This window comes from Pseudomonas sp. B21-017, assembly GCF_024749245.1.
GTDB lineage: Bacteria > Pseudomonadota > Gammaproteobacteria > Pseudomonadales > Pseudomonadaceae > Aquipseudomonas.
Window position 1 is genome coordinate 893,687 of sequence record NZ_CP087194.1, and the last position, 12,083, is coordinate 905,769.

The 12,083-nt window shown below is 59.7% G+C and carries 8 protein-coding genes; 5 read left to right on the forward strand and 3 right to left on the reverse strand.

From position 1 onward, the window contains the following. Window positions 1–8: 8 nt before the first annotated feature. The 3 genes from LOY28_RS03880 to LOY28_RS03890 all read left to right on the forward strand — a co-directional run bounded on the left by LOY28_RS03880 (window position 9) and on the right by LOY28_RS03890 (window position 3,998). The gene (locus LOY28_RS03880) at window positions 9–1,748 is read left to right on the forward strand and encodes a PTS fructose-like transporter subunit IIB (protein WP_018929501.1); all 1,740 of its coding nucleotides are present in this window, start codon (window positions 9–11) and stop codon (window positions 1,746–1,748) included. Between the two features lie 162 nt (window positions 1,749–1,910). Next, complete coding sequence (locus LOY28_RS03885; protein ID WP_258613107.1) at window positions 1,911–3,461, forward strand: alkaline phosphatase; 1,551 nt, start codon at window positions 1,911–1,913, stop codon at window positions 3,459–3,461. Between the two features lie 120 nt (window positions 3,462–3,581). Further along, window positions 3,582–3,998: a hypothetical protein gene (locus LOY28_RS03890; protein ID WP_258613108.1), complete on the forward strand. Its 417-nt coding sequence runs from the start codon at window positions 3,582–3,584 to the stop codon at window positions 3,996–3,998. 75 nt (window positions 3,999–4,073) lie between these two features. Here the strand turns inward: LOY28_RS03890 and LOY28_RS03895 are convergent, their stop codons facing one another. Both LOY28_RS03895 and LOY28_RS03900 read right to left on the reverse strand, forming a co-directional pair. Further along, entirely contained in the window at window positions 4,074–6,602 is a 2,529-nt protein-coding gene (locus LOY28_RS03895) for a sulfite reductase flavoprotein subunit alpha (protein WP_258613109.1), read from the reverse strand. A 149-nt stretch (window positions 6,603–6,751) separates the two neighbouring features. Next, on the reverse strand, window positions 6,752–9,010 hold the full coding sequence (locus LOY28_RS03900) for a TonB-dependent siderophore receptor (protein WP_258613110.1): 2,259 nt from the start codon (window positions 9,008–9,010) through the stop codon (window positions 6,752–6,754). 206 nt (window positions 9,011–9,216) lie between these two features. Between LOY28_RS03900 and LOY28_RS03905 the strand changes: the two genes are divergently transcribed. Beyond that, complete coding sequence (locus tag LOY28_RS03905; protein ID WP_018929505.1) at window positions 9,217–9,897, forward strand: Fe2+-dependent dioxygenase; 681 nt, start codon at window positions 9,217–9,219, stop codon at window positions 9,895–9,897. Further along, window positions 9,894–10,649, forward strand: coding sequence for a tetratricopeptide repeat protein (locus LOY28_RS03910; protein ID WP_258613111.1), 756 nt, complete (start codon window positions 9,894–9,896; stop codon window positions 10,647–10,649). The genes LOY28_RS03905 and LOY28_RS03910 overlap by 4 nt, the downstream gene beginning before the upstream one ends. Before the next feature lie 91 nt (window positions 10,650–10,740). Here the strand turns inward: LOY28_RS03910 and LOY28_RS03915 are convergent, their stop codons facing one another. Then, window positions 10,741–11,904 carry a type III PLP-dependent enzyme gene (locus LOY28_RS03915; protein WP_018929507.1) on the reverse strand — a complete coding sequence of 388 codons (1,164 nt, stop codon included), beginning with the start codon at window positions 11,902–11,904 and terminating at the stop codon, window positions 10,741–10,743. Between the last annotated feature and the right edge of the window lie 179 nt (window positions 11,905–12,083).

Sequence of the window (12,083 nt, forward strand, 5' to 3'; positions counted from 1 at the left end):
GGTTTGCAATGAAATTAGCCATTGTTACGGCCTGCCCGAACGGCATGGTCACCAGTGTGCTGTGTGCTCGTCTGCTCGATGCAGCGGCCCAGCGTCAGGGCTGGAGCACCAGTGTCGAAGTCGTGGATGCAGCCCATCCGGAACGTCAATTGTCGGCGGCGATCATCGAGGCCGCCGAGTGGGTGTTGCTGGTCACCAGCGCACCGGTGGATATGTCACGGTTTATCGGCAAACGGGTGTTCCAGAGCACCCCGGCCCAGGCTCTGCAAGATGTCGAAGCGGTGCTGCGCCGTGGGGTAGAGGAAGCCGAGGTTTACGTCGCGCCCGCAGCCACCGCTGAACCTGCCGCGGTTGCTAAACAGGCGCCACGCCTGGTGGCCGTCACCGCGTGCCCGACCGGTGTCGCCCACACCTTCATGGCCGCCGAAGCCTTGCAGCAAGCGGCCAAGCGTCTGGGTTACGACCTGCAAGTGGAAACCCAGGGCTCGGTCGGCGCACGCAATCCGCTTAGTGCAGAGGCGATTGCCAATGCCGACGTGGTGCTGCTGGCGGCAGACATCGAAGTTGCCACCGAGCGTTTCGCCGGCAAGAAAATCTACCGCTGCGGCACAGGCATCGCCCTGAAACAGGCCGAAGCGACGCTGAACAAAGCCCTGGCCGAAGGCAAGCAGGAAAGCGCTGCGACCGGCGCCAAAGGCCCGGCCAAGCAAGAGAAGACCGGTATCTACAAACACCTGCTGACCGGTGTCTCGTACATGTTGCCGATGGTGGTGGCGGGCGGTCTGATGATTGCCTTGTCCTTCGTGTTCGGCATCACCGCGTTCAAGGAGCAAGGCACGCTCGCGGCGGCGCTGATGCAGATCGGCGGCGAGAGCGCGTTCAAACTGATGGTGCCGCTGCTGGCGGGTTATATCGCCTACTCGATCGCTGACCGTCCGGGCCTGGCGCCGGGGATGATCGGTGGTTTGCTGGCGAGCACGCTCGGTGCCGGTTTCATCGGTGGGATCATTGCCGGTTTCATTGCTGGCTATGCGGCTCAGGCGATCAATCGCTATGCGCGCTTGCCGCAAAGTCTTGAGGCGCTGAAACCGATCCTGATCATTCCGTTGCTGGCGAGCCTGTTTACCGGTCTGGTGATGATCTACGTGGTTGGCAAACCGGTGGCCGGGATGCTTGCGGGGCTTACCCATTTCCTCGACAGCATGGGCACCACCAACGCAATTCTGCTCGGTGTGCTGCTGGGCGGCATGATGTGCGTCGACCTTGGTGGGCCGATCAACAAGGCGGCTTACGCGTTTTCGGTGGGGCTGCTGGCATCGCAGAGTTATGCACCGATGGCCGCGACCATGGCCGCCGGCATGGTGCCGCCGATTGGCCTGGGCATCGCCACGTTGATTGCCCGGCGTAAGTTCGCCCAGACGGAACGCGAGGCCGGTAAAGCGGCGCTGGTGCTGGGGCTGTGCTTTATCTCCGAAGGGGCGATTCCGTTCGCGGCCAAAGACCCGCTGCGGGTGATTCCGGCGAGCATCGCCGGCGGTGCGCTGACCGGCGCGTTGTCGATGTACTTCGGCTGCAAACTCATGGCGCCGCACGGTGGATTGTTTGTGATGCTGATTCCGAATGCGATCAACCATGCGCTGTTGTATCTGCTGGCGATCGTGGCCGGGAGTCTGCTGACGGCGGTGGTGTATTCGGTGCTCAAGCGACCGGAAACAGTGGAACTGGCGCTGGAGCCGGCTAACGCTTAACAGCCAAAGATCGCAGCCTTTGGCAGCTCCCGGCCAGAACAGTGTTCGACCGCGATATGGCGGCGTACATCGAGCCTGGAGCTGCTGGAGGGTGCGATCTTTTTTGTGTCATACCTGATTCATGCGGCCATGCTTTAGTTTTCCTTTTTCAGGGAGAGCACCATGAGCGAATTCGACCTCGGCCGCCGTCGTGTCATACAAGCTGTCGGAGCCGGGCTGTTGCTGCCCGGCCTGGCGCCGGCGGTGATTGCATCGGTCAAGGATCGGCCGCAACTCACCGATGGTGTGCAGTCCGGCGACCTGTTGGGCGACCGGGCGATGATCTGGAGCCGTAGCGATCGTGCGGCGCGGATGGTGGTGGAATGGGACACGCGCAGCCTGTTCAGCAACCCTCGTCGATTCGTCTCGCCATTGGCCGATGCCGGCACCGATTTCACCGCTCGGGTCGAACTCACCGGCCTGCCTGCCGATCAGGCAATTTTCTACCGCGTGACGTTCGAAGACGCCCAGAGCGGTGTCGCCAGCGAACCGTGGTTCGGCCATCTGCGCAGTGTGCCCAGCGCTCGGCGGAATATTCGCTTCGTCTGGAGTGGCGACACGGTTGGCCAAGGCTTCGGCATCAACCCGGACATCGGCGGTATGCGCATCTACGAAGCCATGCGTCTGCGCCTGCCGGACTTTTTTATCCACAGCGGTGACACCATCTACGCCGACGGCCCTGTGCCGGCGCAACTGACCACCGAAAGCGGCCGGGTGTGGCGCAACGTCACCAGCGAAGCCAAGAGCAAAGTCGCCGAAACCCTCGACGAGTATCGCGGCAATTACCGCTATAACCTGATGGACGAAAACGTCCGTCGCTTCAACGCCGAAGTGCCGCAGATCTGGCAGTGGGACGACCACGAAGTGGTGAACAACTGGTCGCCGGGCAAGCAACTGGATGATCGCTACAAGAGCAAAGATATCCACAGCCTGGTGGGCCGCGCACGGCAGGCCTGGCTGGAATATGCGCCGATGCGTTTGCAGAGCGCCGACGGTGGCGGGCGGATTTATCGCAAGCTGAGTTACGGGCCGATGCTCGATGTGTTCGTGCTCGACATGCGCAGCTACCGAGGTGCCAACGACGACAACCTCGGTGCCGCCAAGCCGTTTCTCGGTCGCGAACAATTGGACTGGCTCAAACGTGAATTGAAAGGCTCCCAGGCTCAATGGAAAGTCATCGCCGCCGACATGCCCATCGGCCTCGGCGTCCCGGACGGCGAAGTCAGCCCCGGTGTGGCGCGTTGGGAAGCGGTGGCCAACGGTGATCCAGGCCCGGCTCAGGGCCGTGAACTGGAGATCGCTGAATTACTGGGCTTTCTGCGAGCGCAGCAGGTGCGCAATTTCGTTTGGCTGACGGCGGATGTGCATTATTGCGCGGCGCACCATTACCATCCTGATCGCGCGGCGTTCCAGGACTTCGAGCCGTTCTGGGAATTTGTCGCGGGGCCGCTGAATGCGGGGAGCTTCGGGCCGAATGCGCTGGATAAAACCTTCGGCCCCGAGGTGGTGTTCCAGAAGGCGCCAGCGGCGCAGAACACCTCGCCGTTTGCCGGGTTTCAGTTTTTTGGCGAGGTGAATATTGACGGGCAGACCGGGGACATGAGTGTGGTGTTGCGGGATTTGGATGGGGTGTCGGTATTCGAGCAGAAGTTGCAACCGGTCCAAGCGGGGTGAGAGTTGCAGGCTAAGAACCCTGTCGGATTATAGCCAATGAATATAATTTACTGTTATTTCTAACAGGTGTTATTTGGTTGGTTTTATTTAGACTGAAATCTAAAACCAACCGAGGCGCTAATGATGAGGCTGTTTAATGGGCAACAAAGATTGTCATGGAAGATCGTTGTATCCTTGATCTTTTGTACGATTTTTCTTACTGCATGCAAAAATACTAATGAAACCAATGCAGGTATATGTAATGGAGAATGGGCATTAGTCGGTGGTTATCTCTGCTGGGGCGGTATGCCAGGTGATGCTTATTGCATTTTGTTCGGGAGAGATAATGATCGTGACGGTGCTTTTCGGAGTGGAACCAGCGACACCTGCATTATTGATGAGCTGGGAAATGTAAAGTCTTATGATTGTGACAAGATGTGCCGCGAGTTCGACTGTTCTAAAGCTCAATGCCCTGCTCCACGTGAAATTAAAAATCTCGATCTATATTTGAACACTAAAAAACGAGTGATAAACAACGATCCTTTAAAGGCTCCTTGAGTTTTGTTTTTAGTGATTCGGCTAATCCTGACGCTATGTTCTTAACGTAACGTCAGGATTAATTTCTTCATGCTCTCAGTAAACGTCGCGGCGGTAGCGGCCCTGTTCGATCAGGCGCTCGACTTCATCCGCACCCAGCACGTCGTTAAGCACTTGGTCCACCCCTGACGCCATCCCCTGCAAACTGCCGCAGATGTAAATCACGGCGCCATCGGCCAGCCATTTCTTCAGCTCGCCGGCAGACTCGCGCAGGCGATCCTGCACATAGATTTTCTCGGCCTGATCGCGGGAAAACGCCAGGTCCAGACGTGCCAAATCACCGTTGATCAACCACTCTTCCAGCTCCGCACGGCACAGAAAATCGTGCTCGCGATTACGCTCGCCAAACAGCAACCAGTGACGCTGTTGCCCGTCGGCAATCCGTGCCTTGAGCAAACTGCGCAACCCGGCCAGGCCGGTGCCGTTGCCCAGCAGGATCATCGGTACCGGTTCGTTCGGCAGATGGAAACCACTGTTGCGCCGCACCCGCAGGCTGATGTGGTTACCCACAGGGACATGTTCGGTCAACCAACCGGAGCCGATGCCCAGGCTGCCGTCTGGGTGCCGCTCCTGACGCACGATCAATTCCAGCACGCCGTCGGCGGCGATCGAGGCGATGGAGTATTCACGCAGGGCCAGTGGCACCAACGCATTCACCAGCGCTTGCGCGTGCAGGCCGACCAGATGAGCGCGGTTCTCGGGCAGTTGGCGGCTGGCCAGGGCTTGTTCCAGAGGCTGCGACAGGCCATCGAGTTCAACCGTGGCTCGACCGTCAATTCCCAGGCCTTCGAGGAAATGCTCGATCGCCCACGCACCATTGCGCGGCTGCACTTCCACCAGATCACCGGCCAGCCAACTGCTGGTGCTGGGAGCGGTGAGGCCGAGCAAGTACACGGGAGCACCGCTGCTGTCCGGGTTCATCAGCTCACGGCGGGTCAGGGTCCAATTGTCGTAGCTGGGCGCTTGCCAGGTGTCGACCGGTGCCTGACCCGTCAGCAGACCGAGTTGCTGTTGCCAGTGACGCAGGGCGTAAGGGTCGCCACCGTCGACTTCAACCGGGGCGAACAAGGTCTTGCCGCCGTGCTCGCCCAGCCAGGTGTGCAAGCGACGGGCGAAGCCGCAGAAGTGTTGATACTGGCGGTCACCGAGGCCGAGCACGGCATAGTTCAGGCGTTTAAGACTCGGTGCACGCCCCAGCACTTTACGTTCGAAACCGCGGGCGCTGTCCGGCGCTTCGCCGTCGCCGAAGGTGCTGACCACAAACAGCGCGTTGCTGGAATCTCGCAGGTCCTGTTCGCTGACATCGGCCAACGGTTGAACTTTCACCGGTAATCCGGCGGCCTGCAATTGCCCGGCAGTCTGCCAGGCGAGCTGCTCGGCAAACCCGCTCTGGCTGGCGAAGCCGATCAGCCATGCCGGTGCGTCGCTACCCGGTTGCTCAAGGCCTTTACGGGCATCCTTGATCTGACGTTTCTTGCGTCGGCGGTCCAGGTACAGCAACCAGCCCGTGACGAAAAACAGCGGCATGCTCAGCGCGGTGATGGTCAGGATGATCCGCCCGACCAGCCCGAAATAACTGCCGACGTGCAGTGCATAAATACTGGTCAGCAACTGCGCCTTGAGGCTCTTGTCGCTGTAGCGGTCATGACGGCTGACGGCGCCGGTCACCGGATCGAGGGTGATCTGGTTCCGTGCCTGGTCGTGGGGTGAATCCTTCAGCAGGTAGAACACGGTTGCCGGTTGCCCGGCCACTGGCGGCATCCGAACGTTGTAGGACGAAAGACCAGGGCCGGCGGCGCTGTAGATGCTGCTCCACATGGCGGCGTAATCGGCGGTGGGGGCCGGGCCGCTTGGCGCAGGGCCGCGACCACTGCGAACCCGCTCGTTTTGCGGCGAGTCGGACAGCAGCCTGGTCAGACCTTTGTTGTACCACTCGTACGACCAGGACAACCCGGTCAGTGCCGCCAAAAGGTAGAACACTAGGCACCAGGTACCGGCCACCGAGTGCAGGTCCCAATTGAAGCTGCGACCCTTTTTCTTCCAGTCCAGCGTCAGCCAGGCGCGCCAGCTTTTCCACTGGCGCGGCCAGCGCAGGTACAGGCCGGACAGGCAGAAGAACACCAGAATCAGCGTGCAGGCGCCGGTGATCTGCCGGCCGGTATCACCCATGGCGAGGAAGCGGTGCAACTGCAGCATCAGGCCGAAGAAGTCCTGGCCGGTGACGTCGCCCATGAACTCGGCGGTGTACGGGTCGAAATAACGCATCTGCCCGCGACGTTCGCCGGGCGGCGCCGTGAAGATCACCCGCGCAGCATTGCCGCTGTCGGTCTCGACCCAGAGCATAGAGACGATCTTGCCCGAAGCGCTTTCGATTTTCTCCACCAGTTCGGCCGGTGGCAGCACGCCGGCGATCTGCTTCTCGACGTGCAGCACGGAGGGGTTCAGCGTTCGCAGGATTTCATCCTGAAACGATACTGCCGCCCCGGTAATGCCCATCAGGGCCAGGACCAGTCCGGCGCTGATGCCGAAAAACCAGTGCAACTGGAACAGGGATTTCTTCAACACGTCGCTCGCCTTGTTCGTTCAAAAGTCATCATCACGGCGCGCATTATGCCGTGAGTTGTCGAGAAGCATTCTTTTTTACACGCAAAAGCCCCGTTCACTTTGATGAACGGGGCTTTTGCCTGAGCGCTTTGGTCTTCACGCTTCTGTTATCAGAAGTGGAAGTTGGCACTCAGCAGAGCAGTGCGGCCCGGCGCCACGTGGGCGTAGTGCGTCTGGAATACCTGGTCGAAGTAACGCTTGTCGGCCAGGTTTTGTACATTGAGTTGCAGGTCGACGTTCTTGGTCAGGCGGTAGCTGGCCATCGCGTCGTAACGCCAGTAGGACGGGATCTCCACCGAGTTGGCGACGTTGCCGAACTGGGAATCGACGAAGGTCGCACCGGCACCGACGGTCAACTTGTCCGGCACCAGGTCGTAGGTCGACCAGAACGTGAAGTTGTTTCGTGGGGTGCTTGGCATGTGGTTGCCTTCATCGGCGGCGAGGGTGGTTTTGACCACTTCGCTGTCCATGTAGGTGTAGCCGCCGAAGACTCGCCAGTTACGGGTCAGCTTGCCGGTGTAGGTCAGTTCCAGGCCATTGACCTGCTGTTCGCCGTCCAGCACTTGGGTGGTGCCGCCGTCCGGATCGTTGATACGCGCGTTGGTTTTCTCGGTGCGGAACAGTGCGGCGGTCAGCGACAGGTCATCACCGAAGAAGTCCCACTTGGTGCCGACCTCGTAGTTGCGGTTCTTTTCCGGGTCCAGACTGCTGTTGTTCGCCGCCAGTTCCAGGCCACCGTTGCCGCTGGTTTCGCCGGCCGGGTTGCTGGACGTCGAGTAGGCGGCATAGATGCTGCCGTTTGGCAGTGGGTTGTAGACCACGCCGATCTGGTAGTTCACCAGGTCGCTGGTGTTCTGACGGGAGAAACTGCCCGCTGGAGCCGTGCTGCTGGCGTTGGCGAAACCGCTGGATTCGACCTGGTAGTTGTCATAACGCAGGCCCAGGTTCAGGGACCATTGCTCGTTGAACTTCAGGGTGTCGAACACGTAGGCCGCGGCGGTCTTGGTGTCGGTGTCGGTGAAGGCGTTGCTGTCGGTGATCGTGCCGTTCCAGTTATCCCCAGGTGTCGGGTTGTACAGGCTGGTGCAGTCGCCGGAGTTGAACAGGGCACGGTTGCACCGGGTGCCGTTGGCGCTGGAGGTCAGGAGGTACGGGCGGTTGTGGGTGTCCTGATAGGAAAACTCCAGACCGGTCACCAGGCTGTGCTCGATGGCGCCGGTGTTGAATTTGGCACTCAGGTCGGTCTGGTTGATCCAGCCGCTGGACGTCGAGTTACGGCTCTTCGCGCCACGGTAGACACTGCCGTTGGCCACGTTGCCCTTGCTGTCGTCAGGGTTGGTGACGATGTAGTCCAGGGTTGAACGGGACATGCGAAAGCTGTTCGACACGGTCAGGCTATCGTTCAGATCGTGCTCGAGCTTGATCGTGCCGCTGTCGTTGCTGGTCTGGCGATAGTCGCGGCCGGTGAGGCCGTAGAAGTTGTCGCGGTTGACGTTGGCCGGCTTGTCGACGTTGTACTTGCTGCGGTTGGGGCTCAGGGTCAACGGGATGCCGTAGTCGGGCATGTCGTCGGTTTCGACGTGGTAGTAGCCGACGGTCAAGCGGGTGTCGGTGCCCAGGCCGAAGGCGAAGGACGGTGCCACGCCCCAGCGACTGACGTCCACGGCATCACGCCCGGCGACGTTGGCTTCGTGCTTCATCAGGTTCAACCGGAACGCCGAGGTGTCGGTCATTTGCTGGTTCAGATCGAGGGTGGTGCGCTTGGTCTGGTCCGAACCCCAGGTGAAGCCGCCGTTGTAGGCATTGCCCAGCTTGGCGGTCTTGCTCACCAGGTTCAGGCTGCCACCGGTGGAACCGGCGCCGGTGAAGGCTGATCCCGGGCCCTTGCTGACTTCGATCGATTCAACGTTGAAGATCTCGCGGCTCTGGGACGCCACGTCGCGCATGCCGTCGATGAACACGTCGCTTTCGGCGTTGAAACCACGAATGATCGGACGATCACCGGCCGGGTTGCCACCCTCGCCGGCACCAAAAGTGATGCCCGGCGTAGTGCGCAGGGCGTCGACTAGGCTGGTGGCGCCGGTGTCGCGAATCACTTGTTGCGGGATCACGGTGACGCTTTTCGGCGTCTCGCGCAGTGGCGCGGTGTACTTCTTGGAGGCCGAGGTATCGGTCTTGTAGGAGGTGTCATCCTGCTCGCCTACAACGCTGGTGGCGTCCAGGGATATGGCATTGCCGGGTGCTTTTTCGTCGGTCTTCTCGGCCGCGAAAACCATGTGGCCCGCAGAGCCGGCGGTGATCGCCACGCCAATTGCAGACGCGAGCAAACGCGGTGAACTGACCGTTGATTGTGGTTGTTGGCGTGACATGTGAATTCCCCTCCCCAAGGATTTGAGGTCGCGGAATGTAGAGTAAATACGTATCTGTATCAATTGCGAAACGTTGCTATTCGCAGCGAATTTACATTCTTTACAATTTGCCTTTACGGTTTTTGCGGTTTCATTCGTCTCTTGGGTTTTACATAAGTAATAAGAATCAATACCATTAACATCCCTTTGCTTTCAGGTGTCTTTCCATGTTGTTGCACATTCCCGGCGTGTTCGCGAAAGAAGAAGTGCAGCGCATTCGCGAGGCCCTGGCGCAGGCGGATTGGGCCGATGGCAAAATTACCGCCGGTTATCAGTCGGCGAAGGCCAAGCACAATCTGCAATTGCCTGAAGGACATCCGTTGACCAAGGAAATCGGTGCGGCGATGCTCGAGCGGTTGTGGAAAAATCCGCAGTTCATGTCAGCGGCATTACCGCACAAGGTCTTCCCTCCGTTGTTGAACTGTTACACCGCCGGTGGCAGTTTCGACTTCCATATCGACAATGCCGTGCGTCAGCCCAAGGGCAGCATCGAGCGGGTGCGCACCGACCTGTCGGCGACGCTGTTCTTCAGTGACCCGGAGGATTACGACGGTGGCGAACTGGAAATCCAGGACACCTTCGGTACTCAGCGCGTGAAATTGCCGGCCGGCGATATGGTCCTGTATCCCGGCACCAGCCTGCACAAGGTCAACGCCGTCACGCGTGGAACCCGCTACGCATCGTTTTTCTGGACGCAAAGCCTGGTGCGTGAAGACAACCAGCGCGCTTTGCTGTTCGAGATGGACGGGGCGATTCAGCAATTGACCCAGGACATGCCCGACCATCCTTCATTGATCCGCCTGACCGGTACTTACCACAACCTGTTGCGTCGCTGGGTCGAGGTATGAGTTATCAATTGCGCCGCGAGGAAGTCCTCGACGGTGATCGCCTCAAGGCCATGCTGGAGGAAAGCCCGGCGCGCGCAGCCCAGGCGATTCTGATCGCCGCCCGTGAAGGTGTGCTGGATGCCCAGGCCTTGCTGGGACAGATTTTGCTGGACGGGCGGGGTATCGAGCGGGATCAGCCGCTGGCGCTGCGCTGGTTCGAGATTGCGGCTCAGCGCGGGCACTTGATGGCGCGCAACATGCTTGGTCGTTGCCATGAACATGGCTGGGGGTGCACCGCCAACGCCACGAGCGCCGCGGGGCATTATCGCCTCGCCGCCGAGGCAGGACTGGATTGGGCGATGTACAACTACGCCAATCTGCTGGCTACCGGGCGCGGGGTGGTCGAGGATCAGGCGCAAGCGCTGAATCTCTATCGGCATGCCGCTGAATTGGGCCACGCAAAGTCGATGAACCTGCTGGGGCGATATCTGGAAGAGGGGCGCTATTGCCCGGCGGATCCGCAAGCTGCCCGTGACTGGTATCGACGCTCGGCTGAAGGAGGGGATTTTCGCGGTCAGTTCAGTTATGCGGCGGTGTTGGCGGATGAAGGTAAGGTCGACGAGGCGTTGGGCTGGTTACGCAAGGCCTTGGATGGCGGGAATTTGAATTTCTTGCGGGTGGCGAGCAAGGCGCTATTGACGTCGACCGATCCAAGAATTCATGGGCTGGCTACCGAGTATCAACAGCGTGCTCGGGAGCTGACGCCAGGATAGATCGTTCCCACGCCCCCGTGTGGGAGCGATCAGCGCAGGCACAAAAAAGCCCATGACACGTCATGGGCTTTTTGATTTCTGCGTGCAGTGCTTACACGTAGAACGATTTCAGCGGCGGGAAGCCATTGAACTCGACGGCGCTGTAGCTGGTGGTGTACGCACCGGTCGACAGCCAGTACAAACGATCACCGATCGCCAGGTTCAGCGGCAAACCGTACTTGTAGTTTTCGTACATGATGTCAGCGCTGTCGCAGGTCGGGCCGGCGATGACCACTTCTTCCATCTCGCCTTTCTTCTCGGTCCAGATCGGGAACTTGATGGCTTCGTCCATGGTTTCGATCAGGCCGGAGAACTTGCCCACATCCGTGTACACCCAACGCTCTACAGCGGTACGGGATTTACGCGCCACCAGCACCACTTCGCTGACCAGAATGCCGGCGTTGGCGATCAGCGAACGGCCCGGCTCCAGGATGATTTCCGGCAGGTCGTCGCCGAAGTCTTCCTTCAGGAAGCGGATGATTTCTTCAGCGTAGGTTTCCAGGCTGTTGGTGCGGGTGATGTAGTTGGCCGGGAAGCCGCCACCCATGTTGATCAGCTTCAGGTGGATGCCGTCTTCTTCTTTCAGGCGTTCGAAGATCACTTTGACCTTGGCGATTGCCGCGTCCCAGACGCTGATGTCGCGCTGCTGCGAACCGACGTGGAACGAGATGCCGTATGGCACCAGGCCCAGGTCACGAGCCAGGATCAGCAGGTCCATGGCCATGTCGGTCTGGCAGCCGAATTTGCGCGACAAAGGCCAGTCGGCAGTGGTCGAGCCTTCAGTCAGGATACGCACGTAGACTTTCGAGCCCGGAGCGGCCTTGGCGATGTTGCGCAGGTCGGCTTCGGAGTCGGTGGCGTACAGGCGCACGCCCTTGTCGTAGAAGTAGCGAATGTCTTTGGATTTCTTGATGGTGTTGCCGTAGCTGATCTGGTCGGCGCTGACGCCACGGCTCAGCACTTTGTCCAGCTCATAGATCGAGGCGATGTCGAAGCTCGAGCCTTTCTCTTTGAGCAGGTCGATGATTTCCACGGCCGGGTTGGCCTTGACCGCGTAGTAGACCTTGGCGAATTCGAAACCTGCACGCAGGTCGTCATAGGCCTGGGCGATCATCGCGGTGTCGATCACCACGAACGGGGTTTCTTGTTTGTCGGCGAAGGCCTTCATTTTCTGGAAGGTTTCGCGCGCGAAATAGTCTTCGACGTTGATCGACATGCTGGGAACTCCTACTGGCAAACTGAAATTATCAATGGGTGCAAATGAACGCCCTCCGTATCCCCACTTTGGTTCGCCTACTTCCCAAGGCATGTCGCCGAAAGCAAAAAGGCCATGGGAGGCGGTGCTTCCCTTGGCCTTGCTGTCTCGTCGTCAGTACTTGAGCCGGATGGATCGTT

What these genes read in the sequence shown, in the direction of transcription:
- LOY28_RS03910 (WP_258613111.1), top strand. Translation starts at nt 9,894, where the DNA reads ATGAGTTATCAATTGCGCCGCGAGGAAGTCCTCGACGGTGATCGCCTC.
- LOY28_RS03880 (WP_018929501.1), top strand. Translation starts at nt 9, where the DNA reads ATGAAATTAGCCATTGTTACGGCCTGCCCGAACGGCATGGTCACCAGT.
- LOY28_RS03915 (WP_018929507.1), bottom strand. Translation starts at nt 11,904, where the DNA reads ATGTCGATCAACGTCGAAGACTATTTCGCGCGCGAAACCTTCCAGAAA.
- LOY28_RS03905 (WP_018929505.1), top strand. Translation starts at nt 9,217, where the DNA reads ATGTTGTTGCACATTCCCGGCGTGTTCGCGAAAGAAGAAGTGCAGCGC.
- LOY28_RS03890 (WP_258613108.1), top strand. Translation starts at nt 3,582, where the DNA reads ATGATGAGGCTGTTTAATGGGCAACAAAGATTGTCATGGAAGATCGTT.
- LOY28_RS03885 (WP_258613107.1), top strand. Translation starts at nt 1,911, where the DNA reads ATGAGCGAATTCGACCTCGGCCGCCGTCGTGTCATACAAGCTGTCGGA.
- LOY28_RS03900 (WP_258613110.1), bottom strand. Translation starts at nt 9,010, where the DNA reads ATGTCACGCCAACAACCACAATCAACGGTCAGTTCACCGCGTTTGCTC.